The sequence below is a fragment of the Paenibacillus sp. 23TSA30-6 genome (assembly GCF_014858585.1).
In the GTDB taxonomy this organism is placed as follows: domain Bacteria; phylum Bacillota; class Bacilli; order Paenibacillales; family Paenibacillaceae; genus Paenibacillus.
In genome coordinates this window covers 191,080-209,134 of the sequence record NZ_SLTL01000005.1, presented here as the reverse complement: position 1 = coordinate 209,134, position 18,055 = coordinate 191,080, and the positions used below count along the sequence as shown (strand labels likewise).

13 protein-coding genes and 2 pseudogenes are annotated in these 18,055 nt (G+C 46.5%); 7 read left to right on the top strand and 8 right to left on the bottom strand.

Annotation, left to right across the window (positions count from 1 at the left end; all coding sequences use genetic code 11):
- Positions 1 to 18 precede the first annotated feature (18 nt).
- A pseudogene (locus E0698_RS06825) lies at positions 19 to 770 on the top strand (AraC family transcriptional regulator).
- A 414-nt stretch (positions 771 to 1,184) separates the two neighbouring features.
- Here E0698_RS06825 and E0698_RS06820 read toward each other — a convergent pair.
- The 4 genes from E0698_RS06820 to E0698_RS06805 form a co-directional block, all read right to left on the bottom strand.
- Positions 1,185 to 1,970, bottom strand: coding sequence for a hypothetical protein (locus E0698_RS06820; RefSeq protein ID WP_192511043.1), 786 nt, complete (start codon positions 1,968 to 1,970; stop codon positions 1,185 to 1,187).
- 13 nt (positions 1,971 to 1,983) lie between these two features.
- A complete protein-coding gene (locus E0698_RS06815) occupies positions 1,984 to 2,574 on the bottom strand; it encodes a papain-like cysteine protease family protein (RefSeq protein WP_192511042.1) in 591 nt (196 codons plus the stop codon).
- A gap of 308 nt (positions 2,575 to 2,882) precedes the next feature.
- The gene (locus E0698_RS06810; RefSeq protein ID WP_192511041.1) at positions 2,883 to 3,071 is read right to left on the bottom strand and encodes an aspartyl-phosphate phosphatase Spo0E family protein; all 189 of its coding nucleotides are present in this window, start codon (positions 3,069 to 3,071) and stop codon (positions 2,883 to 2,885) included.
- Between the two features lie 231 nt (positions 3,072 to 3,302).
- Positions 3,303 to 4,700: a helix-turn-helix domain-containing protein gene (locus E0698_RS06805; RefSeq protein WP_192511040.1), complete on the bottom strand. Its 1,398-nt coding sequence runs from the start codon at positions 4,698 to 4,700 to the stop codon at positions 3,303 to 3,305.
- A 184-nt stretch (positions 4,701 to 4,884) separates the two neighbouring features.
- On the opposite strand from E0698_RS06805, the gene E0698_RS06800 reads away from it, so the two are divergent.
- The 3 genes from E0698_RS06800 (at position 4,885) to E0698_RS06790 (ending at position 6,971) form a co-directional block, all read left to right on the top strand.
- The gene (locus E0698_RS06800) at positions 4,885 to 5,136 is read left to right on the top strand and encodes an AbrB/MazE/SpoVT family DNA-binding domain-containing protein (RefSeq protein ID WP_192511039.1); all 252 of its coding nucleotides are present in this window, start codon (positions 4,885 to 4,887) and stop codon (positions 5,134 to 5,136) included.
- A gap of 21 nt (positions 5,137 to 5,157) precedes the next feature.
- Positions 5,158 to 5,604 (top strand): regulator, encoded by a 447-nt coding sequence (locus E0698_RS06795; protein ID WP_192511038.1) that lies wholly within the window; start codon positions 5,158 to 5,160, stop codon positions 5,602 to 5,604.
- Positions 5,605 to 5,789: 185 nt separating this feature from the next.
- Entirely contained in the window at positions 5,790 to 6,971 is a 1,182-nt protein-coding gene (locus E0698_RS06790) for a serine hydrolase domain-containing protein (protein ID WP_192511037.1), read from the top strand.
- Here E0698_RS06790 and E0698_RS06785 read toward each other — a convergent pair.
- From E0698_RS06785 to E0698_RS06775, 3 genes and pseudogenes are all read right to left on the bottom strand, one after another.
- Entirely contained in the window at positions 6,957 to 7,400 is a 444-nt protein-coding gene (locus tag E0698_RS06785; protein WP_134911967.1) for an Lrp/AsnC family transcriptional regulator, read from the bottom strand. The two genes, E0698_RS06790 and E0698_RS06785, sit on opposite strands and share 15 nt — an antisense overlap.
- Positions 7,401 to 7,653: 253 nt before the next feature.
- Positions 7,654 to 7,806 (bottom strand): annotated as a pseudogene (locus E0698_RS06780) (SDR family oxidoreductase); the annotation flags it as partial.
- Positions 7,807 to 7,888: 82 nt separating this feature from the next.
- Positions 7,889 to 8,830, bottom strand: coding sequence for an AraC family transcriptional regulator (locus tag E0698_RS06775; protein ID WP_192511036.1), 942 nt, complete (start codon positions 8,828 to 8,830; stop codon positions 7,889 to 7,891).
- A 181-nt stretch (positions 8,831 to 9,011) separates the two neighbouring features.
- Here E0698_RS06775 and E0698_RS06770 point away from each other — a divergent pair, with 181 nt between their 5' ends.
- From E0698_RS06770 to E0698_RS06760, 3 genes are all read left to right on the top strand, one after another.
- The gene (locus E0698_RS06770; RefSeq protein WP_192511035.1) at positions 9,012 to 11,207 is read left to right on the top strand and encodes a glycoside hydrolase family 52 protein; all 2,196 of its coding nucleotides are present in this window, start codon (positions 9,012 to 9,014) and stop codon (positions 11,205 to 11,207) included.
- Positions 11,208 to 11,240: 33 nt separating this feature from the next.
- Positions 11,241 to 13,454: an alpha-glucuronidase family glycosyl hydrolase gene (locus E0698_RS06765; RefSeq protein WP_192511034.1), complete on the top strand. Its 2,214-nt coding sequence runs from the start codon at positions 11,241 to 11,243 to the stop codon at positions 13,452 to 13,454.
- 348 nt (positions 13,455 to 13,802) lie between these two features.
- Complete coding sequence (locus E0698_RS06760; protein ID WP_192511033.1) at positions 13,803 to 17,228, top strand: family 14 glycosylhydrolase; 3,426 nt, start codon at positions 13,803 to 13,805, stop codon at positions 17,226 to 17,228.
- A gap of 178 nt (positions 17,229 to 17,406) precedes the next feature.
- Here E0698_RS06760 and E0698_RS26670 read toward each other — a convergent pair whose 3' ends face one another.
- Complete coding sequence (locus E0698_RS26670) at positions 17,407 to 17,520, bottom strand: putative holin-like toxin (protein ID WP_337916179.1); 114 nt, start codon at positions 17,518 to 17,520, stop codon at positions 17,407 to 17,409.
- Between the last annotated feature and the right edge of the window lie 535 nt (positions 17,521 to 18,055).

The following is an 18,055-nucleotide window of genomic DNA, read 5'->3' as shown; positions in this document are numbered from 1 at the left end:
CGAAAGGAGGGAACCATCGTGTACGAATGGAACGAAATGGTCCAACTCATGATTGATTGGATTGATAATAATCTTACTTCAGCACCATCGTTGTTGAGAATGTCCAATCAGTTAGACTACTCTCCTTATTACTGTACAAAACAGTTCCATTCTCTTACAGGAATGACGCTGCTGTATACCAAAGAGAGCCTAGACCTATTCCGTTAGCGATTCGTGTTGAAGTGTTCTCTCCTTATCATTACCATTTGAAGGAGCGGGATAAGATGGTTAAGGTTCATTTGCAAGAAGCCGAAATCAAAATTGAGCGTATACCAGCACACAAATTTATTGGAATCTGGGATGCCTCTTCTCGAAACTACGGTGATTTCTGGAGAAACGGTCATAATTGTGATGAAATTTGTGGAACACTGGAAAGCATGTCTCATCTCAAACTGCCCGAACAATTGGGTCAAACCGCAGGCTGGTTCTATCAGGATGGTCAAAAGGGCTATCTCTATGGAATACCGGCTGCCGCTGACTACGCCGGAGAGATTCCAGCAGGTATGGAGTGCCGGAACATCCCCGAATCAGATTACCTGATGTTTTTTCACCCGCCCTTCAATTATCTAAAAAACAATGGAGAGGTTATGAGAATGGTGGAGGAAAAAGCTTGGAACTTTGACCCTACCAGCATGGGATATGAATGGGATGAGGAAACGAAGCAGGATTATCAACGGCATTTCCCGGAGGGATACGGTTACGCAGTGTTACGTCCAGTGAAAAAAGTGTAGAGAAAAAGAGTCCCAAGAAGCCGCTACGATCAGAATGCTGTTAATCGTCTTGCGGCTTCTTGTTTTTCCTCAAAACTGCAAAATGAACAAGCATCAATGCTAGTCCGTGGTAATACGTTGTTACAATATTGGTTTGGAGGTATAGGCAATGAAATCATTTCGTTTTTGGTTAGTCCTAATCTCATGTCTAGTTATTACTGTAAATATTACGGGGTACGACGACTATAATATTCAAACGTCTATTACAACATTTCGAATGGTCTGTCATGCTTGAAAGCTTACAAAAAAGGCGCTCCCGTTTTCCCCTCAAAGAACGCCTAGAATTAATATTCATGTTTTGCACCATATCGGTAATAAAGGCTCCTTTTTAATGTTCAGTGCTTAGGGTAAAAACTTGGTTTACAACTCGAACTGTTATCCGCGATTAGTTTTTTTACGAAGAAAGACGATTGTTACAGCACCTAAAATTAAAACCACTGCTGACACTATCAAAATTTGATTTATATTGGTGTTGGCCTCAGGAGCAGCATTGGCAAATCCTCCGCCTCTTAGTTTCTCGGTACCAGAATTATCATTATTAGAACTCGCTTGTTTCTTAAGGAAAGTAATAACTTCACTGGTAGTCCGATACTCGTCATTCCCCAAAGCTTGGAATAATGACGCTTTATTCTCCGGTACAGAGGATAAAATAATGTCCTTAACTGAGTCTTTCGCAGCGTCCTTTGCTACAAAATAGTAGGCAGGTCCAGCTTGGACTACTTCGGGATCTCCATGCTCTGACTTAATTCTTGCCAAGGCATTTCCGTAGTTATTAGCATTTCCACCCACCTGAACAGTTTTATATTCTCCATCTTCTAATGCAACTGTCAAATAATTTTTGGCTACACCATTTAACTGAATCGTGAACAACCAACCACCAGTATCTAATGTATAGTCTTTTAAACTATTACTTTCTTTGTTCAATAAGTTCTTATCAACTGCATAAAGCTTATACCCTTCACCTAATCCAATACGGTTCACTTCTTCTGCATTTGCATAACCATACTCGGAAGGACTTTGAGTAGCATCTGAAATAAAGGACTTCAACCCTTGCTCGGCAGCACTCCTTACTTCAGAAGGAATATCTTCCGCATTTGAAGCAAATGCATTCGAGCCGAATATACAAAATAAGCATATCAGCAATAGCGACACCTTTTTCAATTACAACGCCTCCTTAATTAGTTATATTATAAAGTGTACCGTCCCACACGTGACCAACGCTGTTACTACCTTTCACCCAAGAGTAACTAGCCTTATTAGTAGTAGCATCAAGAGGATCGACATAAAAAACCCAATCAACGTTATCTGTAAGATGTGAATTTTGAATGCCTTTAATCAGAACAGCATGGCCTCCACCATTTGACCATGACCACCCCGCGTATATAGGCCGACTATAATCTACAATTTGCGTAATAATTGAACTGTAGGATATAGAAGAGCTTGCAAGCGTACTGTTAAGTCCATAGGCGCTTAATCCCCTCTTTGCTTCTTGATCGGAAGCTCCTTCATTTATAACAGAACCTTTTACAGTCCTTACAAAATTAGCTTGAGTCACTGATTTATCGTAATAGCGTAAAATACCCTGAGATACAGCTGCCCAGCACCAGGAGTCTCTTTCCTGTACGCTCGCATATGCCCCCAAAGTTCTAAGCCCTGAAAATGCAGCATACGAAGAAGATGGGATTACAGAAAAAGAAATGGCCAACAACATACATAGAATAGCGAAAAGCTTAAACTGTTTTTTCACTTCCATCTTTCCTTTCACAAGATATTTTGGTGATAAAAACAACTATTTGATTTTCCTTTTTCAACCATCCCCTCTATATAACTATTCTAAATACTCATGATAGATAACCCAAGAAGATATAAAAAATGTATCATACTTCAATTTTAAGGTAAAGTTAACAAACTATGGTCTTATTCTTTAAAAATCCTGTATCCGCCAATACTCTCTGTATAAACTGCTTTGACATCATCAAGCCCTGCCCATTTAATTTTTACATTTTCTGACTTTCGTATGTATTTATATTTCATATAAGGTATTTAATAGATATATTGATATTGTCAGTTCCGTTACTCGCTAGGAGAATTAGTTTTGCATAGGGAGGTGTGAAAGATACGATTATGTTGGTTAATGAGTTCATCCAGAAACATGGATTGCTCAAGCACGTAGGAATGTCCAAAACCATACTGGTCATACAGATCATGAAGCCGCTGTCTTGCATCTTCTAATTGCTGATTTAATGTTTCATCCGTTTTCATCCAAATCCCCTCCTAATGAATCTCATTTTAGGATGGAATGGGTAAATATGAATCATCCATTTTTTCATTCAAGAAGCGGCAAAATGAAACAAAAAAATGACCAGCATTTAAGCTGGTCCATGGTAGAAAATTTAAAACTTGATTTATGCCCCTCCAATGTGCCCTTGAGTCTGAATTGTGCCAGAGCTTGGGTAATTAATTTCTACTGGTAACCCGAATACCAGTAGAAAGCTAATTACCGCCAAGAAGAAAGCCATCTTTTTGATCATTTCTTTCCCACACCTCCTGAGACATTTTTTCGTACTGAACCAGTGTTTCAGGAGCGACATACGCTCTGAAACGATCAAACAAGCCTGAGCAATTGGAAATAAGTAGTACATGGTTTATTGTAACAGCTTTTTCAAAAGCGTTTATTAAACATTTGAAACCATATGGATATCTGCCTTTATTTAGGCTGTACTTAGCCAGCTTGTACCAAAACCTTACGTATTCCTCTGGTAAAACTTGCTGTGTATACATGTCAGTAGATGAAGGTTCCCGATAGGCTGCAATTTGGGGCTCAAAGCGCTGGAGGATAGAGTCCACATTTATATTGTAACGATTAGCGGCTTCTATTACATTTAAAAGTTCAGCAAAAATGTGTTGTTCGCCTGCCATATACTCTACATACTCTGGCAGCACACTGCTATCTCCTGACATGAGCTTGTTCACGCAGGTATTAATTTTCGCCCAACGCTTAAACAAACCAAGCCAATGAAGTGTATCCGGGTCTTGCTCCTTCACCCAGCTTAAATCAGTATAAGCACAGATATGCTCTAAGCCTTGTGCATAATTTCCTTTTGCATCACATGCATTTGCGCACATCAGATCGGAGTAGGCTATATAAACGAAAAGTGGTCTACTTAGTTGATTTAGTGGCTCTTGTTTTTTGCGTTTGGGGTTATGAGACATCTCATATTGGAGTTTCCCTAGCCGCCTCATTTCTTTAGCAAATGTATACACCTTGTCCCACTGGCTCAATGATCTGTATACATTCGCTAAGTCTTTCAAGGCATCAAGCTGATCCACTTCATTAAGGCGTTCAATAAACGGTTCAAATAGGGTAGCGGCCTTGAGATTAATCGCTTGATCTTCCCCAATCGTGAGCTTAAACAGGCGATACTGGCACACCGCAAGTCGCTCGGAATGCTGCTGCTTTTCACTTTCAGCCACATTTTTATACAGGAACGCCGCTGCTTCATTGTGGCCGTCTTTGAAAGCATCCTCGGCTACTTCAAAGAGTAACGGAGGATAAGTGGGATTATCCAGCAATAGAAATACAACTCGCTGCAAGCAATCCAGTCGGTCAAGCTCCACACATCGGTACAAGAAAGGGGATATTCTTCGCCAGTTGAGGGATTCTTCCTCAATGCATTCTTCAACATATCGGTGATAAAAATGATTTGGTGGTAATTCCATCGTTGAAGTAATACGATCCAATTGGTTAACAGAGATAGTCCGATTGCCCGTTACAATGCCACTCACAGTACCTGGATTCAGTCCTGCGATATGTCCAAACTCGGTTCTGCTCATATCTTGTTGCTTTAGATACTTTTCTAATTCTGCTCTTATCGTAGGTGTGATTTCCATGAATAAACCACCCTTTCACTTGTGGACTCTGGGGTATAAAACCTAGTAAATGAAGCTATGTAGTTCAAAAATTCATAATATTATGAAATGTTTTCCTTTTTACATTACAATAGTACCACCTTTTGGAACAACAATAAATACTACTATTTTATTGATTATCATCTTTTTAATGGGAGTTTTTAACATGAAGGACATAGGAATGGCGAGAAAATTAGATGGATTGGGACGACTCTTAATTCCCAAAGAAATACTGAATACGTGTCATATTCAACCTTCTGATTGTATTGAATTTCTTTTAGAGGGAGCAACCATATCCGTCACTAAATATAACGACCAAACCTGCGAGTTTTGTAGATCAAAAGAAGAATTAACCGCATTTAAGAAGCGTTTTATATGTAGCAAGTGCAGATATCTGATCAGCCATGATGACTTGTAAGGATTAAGGAGGGGTTATTTTATGAAAAACACAGGTATGACGCGCTCATTAGATACTTTGGGTCGAATCGTGGTTCCTGTAGAAATGCGAATGACGATGAATATGAATAGTGGGGATTCGGTAGAATTTTTTGTGGATGATAAAACGGGCTTTATGGCTGTAAAGAAATATACGGGTGTTTCCTGTAAAATGTGTAGCGCGGTTGAAAATCTAACCTATTTCAGAGATTCATTTTTATGCATGGACTGTATCCATAAATTAAAGGGGAATATAGATTGTAGCCCCATACCGACTCCTTCCATTAAAGAAGATACGCACATCCATAAGAGAACGAATCAGCCGGCAGAAAAATTGCTAGAAAGCCTGAAAGAGCTCATACGGGAACATCCCGATGCCAGACAATATGACTATGCAAAATGGCTTGGTGTGTCACAAGGGCGTGTATCTCAGCTTAAAAAGTTACTGTAAAACGCGGCATAGCTTCTTGTAAAACCCCTTTCATTTAAATCCAAGGCCATCCTTTTAAAATAATTTTATTTTAACGTGAATACTCACTGAATACCTTTGTTACCTTATGTAATGTCGTCTTCCCATCCTGTAAACTAAGTTTCATCAAGCGATAACCGCTGGATCATAGAGAGGATGAGATATTCATGAGTGTGGAAAATAGAGTTTTAGCGATACAAGATGGTCTGGACGGACGTGTGAATGCAGTCATAGATCAAACCCTTGCCGAGAAGCGCCTGGTTGGCGCAGTCGTCATGGTATATATCGATGGTTCACCCGTGTATGTGCGAGCGGCAGGGCTGGCTGATCGAGAAGAAAATCTTCCTATGCGCGAGGATGCTTTATTTCGGCTCTCTTCTATATCCAAGCCAATTGTATCTACAGCGGCCTTGGTTTTGGCAGCCCAAGGACAGATTGGACTCGATGAATCCATTGAACGCTGGTTGCCAGACTTTCGCCCCCGCTTGATCAGCGGCGAGCAACCATCCATTACGGTACGGCAATTGCTCACACATACTGCCGGGTTGACCTATGGCTTTTTAGAGGAAGAAGGCGGCGGCCCCTATCAACGTGCAGGCGTATCAGATGGCATGGATTTTTCAAATCTTACCCTTGAAGAGAACTTGCAACGTTTGGCTTCTGTGCCTCTGTTGTATACACCGGGTAAAGCATGGGGCTATTCCATTGCCACCGATGTACTCGGCGCTATCATTAGCCGCGTATGCGGCACAACCCTTGAGCAGGCTGTTAAAAAGCTCGTTACAGACCCCCTCGGTATGCAAGACACTAGCTTCACGGTTGCTGATCCCGAACGACTTGCCGCCGCTTATGTCAACGATACTCTGGAACCCCGCCGGATGCGTGAGCTTGAGGTTGCGCAGGTTTATGAAGGCACAGCGGGACTTCGTTTTCAGCCTGCACGCGCCTTTGATCCCACGGCTTTCCACTCAGGAGGCTCTGGTATGATTGGCAGCGCAAAAGACTTCATGCGGCTGCTGGAAACACTGCGAAACGGTGGCAATCCATTACTTTCTGAAGAATGGGTACGTGAAATGGGCACCATCCAGACCGGGAATCTCCCCTTGGCAGGCTGGCCGGGACGGGGCTTCGGACTGGGATTCACCGTACTCCAAAATCCCGACGAAGGCGAAACAGCAGAATCCCCTGGAACGTGGCGTCTCGGCGGAGCTTACGGTCATTCATGGTTCGTTGATCCCGCGCAAAGACTCAGCGTCGTTGCCTTTACCAATACAGCGTTCGAAGGCATGTCAGGTCCGTTTACAACCGAGCTTTGCCAAGCCATTTACGGCAGCTCAAATAGGGTCTAATAAAGCGGGAGTTACATGTTTATGCTCTACAGGCGAGGACAGGACGATTAACGTGGTAGAGTGACCGTGCTTTCCGCACTCATCCCCGAATTGCTCCAGCTTAAGCATGGATTCGGCCATAACCTTAAGTAGATAATTTTGCTCGCCGCTAATTCGATGGCACTCAATGACTTCAGGCGCAGATTGGCAAAACTCAACAAATGAGTTGCATTGATTCGTGTGCACGAGCACATGAGCCATGATCGGCTTTCCGACTTTCTCATGTGAAACCATGGCCCGATATCCAGTGATAATGCCTTTATCCTCCATGCGCCTTACTCTTTCCGTGACAGCGGGCTGGGAAAGTCCAACCTCCTTGCCCAGCTCGGTCATGGAGATGCGTGCCTGGTTTTGTAGACATAACAAAATTTTATGATCCACTTGGTCCATAGGTAATCTACTCCTTAAATACAAGGTTATATTGCATATATACTTTATTTTTTATCATCTATTCAGACAATGACTTTGAATTATATCCAACAATCGAATATTACCATGTAAAACTATGACGGTAAAGAGAACTGCTTTAGAGAAGGACTTGATACCCTATAGCCAAAGAAAACCGGCTAACACGATGCTACGTGTTAGACCGGTTTTTGTTTAGAAAACAGGTTTCCTACCTGTTGATTGCGTGTGGCTTGGATTAGATCAGCGTGTAGCCGCCATCCGGGAACAGCACGCTTCCGGTGGTGAACTTGTTCGTCATCAGATACAACACGGTATGCGCGATTTCCTCGTTATAACCCACCCGATGGAGCAAGGTTACTTCCTTATATTCCTCAAAAGCTTGCGCCCGCTGTTCGCCCTCGGGGCCGTCATATTATTCTCAGTTCCTTTAAAGGGATTATATCGTAACTATTTCATGATCACACATATTTTTATTCGGATGGGCTTTCCTGCACAGTGCTTTTACGGTAGGATGTCGGCGACTGACCGGACCAGCGCTTGAACTGCCTGCTAAAATGCGCAATGTTTCCATAGCCGAGCATATCGGTAATTTGCTGCACCGTCCATTGCGGATCAGCCAATAGCAACTTAGCCTCGTGCAGGACAAGACCAGACAGATACACACGGGGAGATACACCAAAAACACTACGAAATACACGATTACAATGGGAAACGCTAATCCCTAATTCCGATGAAATGCCTTCAATCCCATCATGCTTTTCTACAGAGTCGATTTGTCCAAAATGCTGATTCACCCTGCCTTGAAGTCGGCTGGCAATCTGATGGGCAAGCTCAGCCTGCACGTATCCGCGCCCGGGCAGATGCGCCGCTTCGCTGGATACCGCCTCCCATAACGTAGCGAACAGCTCAAACACGGCAGATTGAATCCGCATACGCTTGGCCACCGAATCCCCTGCTTGTTCTGCATTGGGTGTGGAAAGTTCGAGCAACTTATCCAGTGCGGGGCCTATCTGCCTCGCCACCGCACCTTCGGCTGGAAACAATACCTGCTCCAGTCGGCTCAGTAACGAGAGGAACAGCTTGTCATCAATGTCGAAATGCATGCAAAAATACGTAAAGCCCTCCCCGCTGCTGTAGCTGGAGTGAACAATTCCCGGTCGCAGCAGCACCAGATCACCTTGCCGTTGTGTATAGCTGCGGCCATCCACCACCATCACCTGCTCTCCTGCAAGCACGATATTAATTTCATATTGAGGATGCGTATGTGGCGGGTAGCTCCATTCCCTTCCGACTCTTCGCGTATGGATGGCAAACAGATTGACCGTCGTTCGTACATCGGGAAAAAAGTACTCCTCACCAGTAGCCGTAAGGTCTGTAGGCTCTGGGCGGTTCGGTAAACGTGGTGACGACATGCTTCCCCTCCTGACGTTGATGGTTTTACTCCAGTATATCGTTTTTAGCGCGATTTGGATAAATGATAGAGCGATTTGACAATGGTTCCCTGAACCTTAGCATGCTAGGCTCTATATGAGGATGCTGCAAAATACTTTTGTATCTGAAAGTCACTCTTTATATTGAAAGGGGTTTCATTATATGACGAAAAATATATTTTATAACACGCAACACTCACCTGTCGGTGCCTTTTCCAGCTTTACACTCGGGTTCAAGGGTAATCGGGGTGGACTCGGCTTGGAGCTAGGCAAGCCCGCGGATGAAAATGTATATATCGGGCTTCAATCCAGAGACGGCGAGGTCTATGAGGCGCTCCCCTTTTTTGCAGCCGCACAGGACGAAAGCGCCCGATACGATGTGGAGAAAAAGGATAAACGAACGGAGCCACAGCTTGTTCCCTTTGCCGATCAAGTTATTACCCGTGAGCTAAAAGCTGGCACAGATACATGGAGCGCCGGAGATTTGACGTTCCGGCTGTATTCTCCTGTCCGTCCGGTTCCAGAACCGGAGAAAGCGGATGTGGATGAGCTGCGGGCTGCGCTGGTTCCGGCGGTATTTGCCGAGCTTACGATTGATAACACGCAGGGAACGGCTGCGCGGAAAGCCTTTTTCGGCTATCAGGGCAGTGATCCGTACAGCGGTATGCGCATTGTAGGCGAGGACCCGCGCGGGGAAGCTGTGGGGTTGAATGTTGGAACGTTGGGAAAAATCACGGGCATCGGACAAGGGCGCAGCACGGCCATTGTGACTAACAGCTGTGAAGCGGTACCTGCCTGCGGATTTACGCTGGAGAAGCTGCTTGGGGAGTCGATTGCCGAGAACTTATCCTTCGGCCTGGGTGGAACGGCTGCGCTCCTGATGGACGTTCCCGCAGGCGAGAAGCGCACGTATTCCTTTGCCGTCTGTTTTTACCGGGGCGGCATCGTCACTACAGGTATCGATACAGCGTATTATTACACCCGGCTGTTCACGGATATTGAAGACGTGGCGGGCTATGCCTTGGAGCATTTTACAGCCCTGAAGGCATCCTGTATCCAGGCGAATCACTGGATCGAGTCGGCAGACTTGAGCAAGGATCAGGAATTTATGCTCGCACAGGCGATCCACAGCTACTATGGCAGTACCCAATTGCTCAGTCAGCAAGCGGATGGAGAACCGATCTGGATCGTCAATGAAGGCGAATATCGGATGATGAATACGCTGGATTTAACGGCAGATCAGCTTTACTTTGAGTTGATTTTGAACCCGTGGACGGTACGCAACGAACTGGAGTGGTTTGTAAAACGGTACAGCTACCGCGATGAGGTACGATTCCCGACAGAGGAACAGACCTATCCAGGCGGCATCACGTTTACGCATGATATGGGCGTAGCTAATGTATTTTCCCGTCCGGGGTACTCCGCGTATGAGCTGGCAGGGATTGACGATTGCTTCTCCTACATGAGCCACGAGGAGCTGGTAAACTGGCTATGCTGCGCCACGGTATATATCGAACAGACACAGGATCGGGCGTTTACGACACGTATGCTACCCGTTTTGCGTGAATGCTTCGCCAGCATGTTACAACGGGATCACCCTGATCCGTCGCGCCGAAACGGCTTAATGGGCTTGGACAGCACCAGAACGCAGGGCGGCGCGGAAATTACGACCTACGATAGTCTGGACGTTTCTTTGGGGCAGTCCCGCAACAACATCTATTTGGGCAGCAAATGCTGGGCGGTATATATTGCGCTGGAGAAGCTTTTTGCCTCGGAAGGACTCGATACCCTTTCACGGGAAGCTGGCTCACAGGCAGACAAATGCGCAGCAGCGATCACGGCGCAGATGACAGATAAGGGATATATCCCGGCGGTCATTCAAGAGGGGAATGATTCACAGATTATCCCCGCTATTGAGGGGCTGATCTTCCCTTACTTCACAGGATGCGAGGATGCCCTTCAACTCAATGGGCGGTTTGGCGGATATATACAGGCCCTTCGACGCCAGTTGGACACGGTGCTGGCACCGGGAGTTTGCCTGTTCGAAGATGGAGGCTGGAAGCTGTCCTCGACCAGTAACAACTCTTGGCTGAGTAAAATCTACCTGTCCCAGTTCATTGCCCGCGAGTTGCTGGAGTTCCCTTGGGATGAAGCAGGGCAAGCTGCGGATGCTGCCCATGTCTCTTGGCTCCTTCACCCTGAGGAATCCTATTGGTGCTGGAGCGACCAAATGCTCTCCGGCATTGCCCACGGCAGCAAATATTACCCGCGCGGAGTCACCGCTATTTTATGGCTGTATGAAGGCAAGAGCAATCGCCTGACCTTACCGCAGCATATGGAGCAGGAGCAGCATGCCTGAGACGGACCTTCATCTGCACAAGGAGGATCGAATATGAGCAATCATATGGATGTGCAAAAAGAGAACGGCTATGACGCTTGGCTCCATTATCCCCGCAGCAGTCATGCAGAGAATCGGCCCGCATGGTGCAATGTTATCGTGGTCACCGGGGAGGATGAAGTGCTCCAAACCGCTGCAAATGAGCTACAACGCGGATTGACCTCCATGTTCGGACAGCAGCCGAAGATCAGCGTCGTTCCTGTGGATGCGCCGTTTATTACACTCGGTACATTTAAAGACCATCCACTGGTGGCAGAACGATTTAGTGCAGAGGAACAGGCTGATGTGAACGCAGAAGGCTACCGAATTCGTGGAACTGAGATGATAAACCCGGCACAATCAGCTTCGTATGATGCTATAAAAGGGCCGTACGTCACGGTCGCCGGTCAGACCAGCAAAGGCGTATTATATGGGGTTTTTCATCTGCTGCGCTGGCTACAAGAAAGACTGGATGGCGAACTTCTGCTACAAGCCACCAGCAAATCATCCGAATCGTCGGATGGTCCGTTTCTGGATGTATTGTCCAATCCGGTTAATCCCATCCGCATGATCAATCACTGGGATAACATGGATGGCAGCGTTGAACGGGGATATGCGGGGGCATCCATTTTTTACGAAAATAATGCCTTAACTAAAAATATGGACCGCCTTAGGGACTATGCCCGTCTGCTCGCATCTGTCGGCATTCAGTCGTTATCCATTAACAATGTGAATGTCCATCAAGTAGAAACCGAGCTGATTACGGACAAATATTTATCGGACGTAGCCAGGCTAGCTGCAATATTTCGAGCCTATGGCATCCAAATCTACTTGAGCATTAACTATGCCAGCCCTATGCAGCTCGGCGGACTAACCACAGCCGATCCTCTAGACCCCGGTGTAGCGGAATGGTGGCGGGCCAAAGCCCGGGAGGTTTACGCCGCCGTTCCCGATCTGGGTGGCTTCGTGGTCAAAGCCGATTCCGAGAATCGGCCCGGTCCATTCAGCTACGGACGCCATCACGCCGATGGAGCCAACATGCTGGCAGATGCGTTGCAGCCTTATGGTGGACGGATTATTTGGCGCTGCTTTGTCTACGACTGCAAGCAGGATTGGCGTGACCGCAAGACGGATCGGGCTCGCGCGGCCTTTGACCATTTTAAACCGCTGGATGGGCTGTTCCGCGATAATGTCATTTTACAGATCAAAAACGGTCCCATGGATTTTCAGGTGCGGGAGCCTGTCTCCCCCCTGTTCGGGGCGCTGCAAGCCACTCAGGTACTGCTGGAATTTCAGATTACCCAAGAATACACAGGACAGCAACGGCATTTATGCTACCTTGTTCCGCAGTGGAAGGAGGTTCTGGATTTTGACACTTATGCTCAGGGAAAAGGCTCCACCATCAAGCGAATCGTGAGCGGCTCTTTGGGTAGCAATGGCAGTCCTGCTTCCCCTTCCTCCACCAAGTACACCAACTGTGGGATCGCTGCTGTATCCAATATTGGGGCAGACACCAACTGGACCGGACATTTGCTCGCCCAGTCCAATCTGTACGGCTACGGACGGTTGGCATGGGACCCGGAGCTGTCCGCAGACGAAATCGCAGATGAGTGGGTTCGGCTGACGTTTGGCGGACATAGGAATCGTTCCCATACGGGCAATAGCAAGCATCTAGTTCCTGCCATTAAAAAAATGCTGCTCGATTCGTGGAATATCTACGAGTCCTACACCGCCCCTCTCGGGGTCGGCTGGATGGTCAGTCCCGGTCACCACTATGGGCCGGATGTGGATGGCTACGAATATTCGATGTGGGGCACCTACCATTTTGCCGATTGCCGTGGCATCGGAGTAGATCGCACTATCGCGACTGGAACAGGCTATGCCGGGCAATATTTCTCTCCCCAAGCGGATATCTATGAATCTACCGAAACCTGCCCCGATGAGCTGCTATTGTTCTTTCATCACGTCCCTTATACGCACATGCTCCACTCTGGTCAAACTGTCATTCAGCACATTTATGATACCCATTTTGAAGGTGCGGAACGTGCGGCCGACCTTAGAGACACATGGGTTAGTTTGAGGGATCATCTGGATGAGGCAATCTATGCACAGGTGCTAGAGCGTCTGGAACATCAAACTGAGCACGCTCAGGAGTGGCGGGATCGGATTAACACCTACTTTTACCGTAAAAGCGGTATTCCCGACCAGCAAAATCGCCATATTTATTAAAATAGTACTCCGTGTAACACTGCATACATGCATAAATGAGGCTCCCAAGCTCTCAAATTCACCTACTTCTGTATGGAATGTCGTCTCCAGCTTATCTTGCACAATCCTAAAAGGCATACGTCTGATTTTTAGACCTATGCTTTTTTTGACTTAAACACGTTTGGAATCATATACAGGAGCATTCATTTGTCTGTCTATAACAAGGTGTCACTAGCGAATTAGTCATATTTCTCCCCTTCGAGAGTGCAATAAATTCTTCTTTTTGGGCAACCGATTGCTTTATAATTATTTTGTAAACGTTTACAGAATGTTGTCGAAATAGACTATGCTTTGGGGAGGATGATCGCTTTGACCTTGTATCGAAGTATATGGAAAAAAGGGTGCCTGATTCTATTAAGCCTTGTGCTGTCTTTGACCGCCTTCATTGGCTCACCCTCCAATACGGCAAGCGCTGCAGTCGCTGACGATTTTCAAGCTTCCGTCATGGGGCCGCTGGCGAAAATCAGTGACTGGGGCGCATTCAAAAAGCAACTGCAAACGCTGAAAAGTAACGGCGTGTATGCCATTACCACCGACGTCTGGTGGGGCTATGTGGAGAGCACAGGAGATAACCAGTTCGATTGGAGCTACTACAAGACCTATGCAGATGCTGTGAAAGAAGTGGGACTGAAGTGGGTCCCCATCATTTCTACGCACAAGTGCGGCGGAAATGTGGGTGATGACTGTAACATCCCGCTGCCAAGCTGGCTGTCGAGCAAGGGCAGTGCAGATGAAATGCAATTCAAGGATGAAGGCAGCTATGTGAATAACGAAGCCCTTTCCCCATTATGGAGCGGAACTGGCAAACAATATGACGAGCTGTATGCCTCATTTGCTGAAACCTTTGCTGGCTACAAAAGCATTATCCCCAAAATTTATTTAAGCGGTGGGCCGTCTGGAGAATTGCGATATCCTTCATACTATCCGGCAGCGGGATGGAGCTATCCTGCACGGGGCAAATTCCAAGCCTACACCGAAACAGCCAAAAATGCGTTCCGCACTGCCATGAATGAAAAGTATGGATCATTGGACAAGATTAATGCGGCTTGGGGTACCAAGCTAAGCAGTCTTAGCCAAATTAATCCTCCGACCGACGGGGACGGATTTTACACGAACGATGGGTATAATTCCACGTACGGGAAGGATTTCCTGTCGTGGTACCAGAGCGTGCTTGAAAACCATCTGGGTGTCATCGGAGCTGCTGCCCACAAAAACTTCGATTCTGTGTTCGGTGTCCGCATCGGAGCGAAGATTTCCGGCCTGCACTGGCAGATGAACAATCCTGCAATGCCTCACAGCACAGAGCATGCAGGTGGGTATTATGATTACAACCGTCTTATTCAGAAGTTCAAGGATGCTGATCTGGATCTAACCTTTACTGCGCTGGAGATGAACGACAGTGGCACAGCACCGAATTACTCCTTGCCGTCCACACTGGTAGATACCGTCTCCTCCATTGCGAATAGCAAGGATGTTCGCCTGAATGGTGAAAACGCACTCCCAACGGGAGGCAGTGGCTTCCAGAAAATCGAAGAAAAAATCACGAAGTTCGGCTACCACGGCTTTACACTATTGCGCCTTAATAATCTCGTTAACAGTGATGGCTCACCCACCGGAGATATGGATGGATTCAAAAAGGTTATCGTAAGCAAGGCCAAGCCCGGCGATAACGGAGGCGGTACAGGCAACAAAGTAACCGTATACTACAAAAAGGGCTTCAACTCGCCTTACATTCACTACCGCCCGGCTGGCGGAAACTGGACTGCTGCACCTGGCGTGAAAATGCAGGATGCCGAGATTAGCGGCTATGCCAAAATCACCGTCGATATCGGTTCTGCCTCCCAACTGGAGGCTGCCTTTAATGATGGCAACAACAACTGGGACAGCAATAATACCAAAAACTACTTATTCAGTACAGGCATTTCTACCTACACGCCAGGCAACAGCGGCAATACGGGAACCATCACCTCAGGTGCTCCATCGGGTACTAACCCCGGAGATGGCGGCGGTACAACCAATAAAGTAACCGTATACTACAAAAAAGGCTTCAACTTACCTTACATTCACTACCGCCCGGCTGGCGGAAACTGGACTGCTGCGCCTGGTGTGAAAATGCAGGATGCCGAAATTAGCGGCTATGCCAAAATTACCGTCGATATCGGCTCTGCCTCCCAATTGGAAGCCGCTTTTAATGATGGTAATAACAACTGGGATAGCAACAACACCAAAAATTACTTCTTCAGTACAGGAACTTCTACCTATACGCCCGGCTCTAACGGAGCCGCGGGAACTATCCAAACGGGGTCGCCTTCGGGCGGCTCTACTCCCACTGATCCGGGTAATTCCTCCAATCCAACTCCCCTTAGCACAGACTGGAGCAAACAGAGCATTTACTTTATCATGACAGACCGATTCAGCAACGGGGATACATCGAACGATAATTACGGTGGCTTCAATTCCAACAACAGCGACCAGCGCAAATGGCATGGCGGCGATTTTCAAGGCATTATCAACCAGCTCGACTACATTCAAAATATGGGCTTTACCGCCATCTGGATTACTCCAGTAACGATGCAAAAGAGCGAATTCGCTTACCACGGCTATCATACGTATGATTTTTATGCGGTAGATGGGCATCTCGGTACAATGGACAAGTTCAAAGAGCTGGTACGTAAAGCGCACGACAAAAATATGGCTGTTATGCTGGACGTAGTCCCCAATCACACGGGCGATTTTCAACCAGGAAACGGCTTCGCCAAGGCTCCTTTTGACAAAGCGGACTGGTATCATCACAATGGCGACATCACAGGGGCAGACTACAGCTCCAATAACCAATCAAAAATCGAAAACGGTGACGTGGCCGGATTGGATGATCTGAATCAGGACAACCCTGCAACCGCAAGCGAACTTAAAAACTGGATCAAGTGGCTGTTGAACGAGACGGGCATCGACGGACTGAGAGTAGACACCGCCAAACATGTACCGAAAGGCTTTTTAAAGGATTTTGACCAAGCAGCCAACACTTTCACCATCGGTGAAATTTACAGCAGCGATCCCGCTTATGTGGGCGATTACACCCGATATCTTGATGCTGCACTGGATTTTCCAATGTATTATACGATCAAGGATGTGTTTGGACGCGATCAATCCATGACCAAAATCAAGGAACGCTATACGGATGACCGTCACTATCGCGATGCCCAAACCAACGGCGTATTTATCGACAATCATGATGTGAAACGTTTCCTTAACGAGGCCTCCGGCAAGCCTGGTGCCAGCTCTGAAAAATGGCCACAGCTCAAAGCAGCCTTAGGCTTTACTTTGACGTCGCGCGGGATTCCAATCATCTATCAAGGCACCGAGCAAGGCTTTAGTGGCGGAGATGATCCCGCCAACCGGGAAAATGTCGTGTTCAACGCCAACCATGAGCTGTACCAGTACATTGCCAAGCTGAACCGTGTGCGCAACAGCCACCCCGCTCTGCAAAACGGCAGCCAAAAGGAAAAATGGGCGGACGACTCCTTTTACAGCTTCCAGCGCTCTAAAAACGGTGACGAGGCCATTGTACTTATCAACAACTCGTGGAACAGCCAAACCCGTACGATCAGCAACTTTGACAACCTGTCCAACGGCACCCGTCTGACCAACCAGTTAAGCAACGACTCCATTCAGATCAACAACGGTTCGATCACCGTGACCCTCGCTCCAAAGGAGATTAAAATTTTCACCAAATAACCGCCGCATTTGGTTACATCGATTATTCAATTGTGCTAAAATAAATGATAGAAGGATATACTAAAAAAGAGCAAGGATGCTGGTAACATCCCTACTCTTGGCAACAGCCGCTTTGAAGAGCGGTCGGCTGAAAAAGGTTAGCTATTAGAAATAGACCGAGCCCCTTCTCGAGAGCGGTCTATTTCTTTTTGTTTTGGTTCAACGCAATAACAATCGTAGCGATTAACCCGATCAACGCTACTAATAGCGTGCCGAACATCATCATTAATGTCAAAGCATCTTTAACCTCCACAGGCATCACCTCCCTTCCGGGAGACTTAGCCGACCACCCACCTAAGCCATTCTGTTGTTAATAGAATTATAGCACGTAAAAACGTCCTTCGGCGACTGTATTTTACAGCTTCATTCAACCACCCTCATGCGGACACTCATCGTCTTTTTCTGCTTACACATTCTACTTTTTCTCTATATGAGTATAACTTCTCAATGCCAAAAAAAGCCCAAGCACAAAAATGAAGCAAATACTTATGATCCCTCCTGGAACATTCGCGAACGTTCTTCCCAGTGTACCATGCGGAGAAAACAAGATAGGAACGGTCCACGGATAAAAGGTATTCCCCGGTCAGAAAATTAATAAGAATCACAACACTCATAAAGTAGTCGTTCCAACCATCACAGTCTATGGAGTACTTGGGACTCCCTGCGTAACTATAAAACTCCAAGACAATAGTTAATAATAAAATTATTACACTCAACAAAAGAATTTAGTTCCTTTCAGCTTCAAGCACTCTGCTTTAAACAGATCAAACATAGTAGCCCTCCTTTCA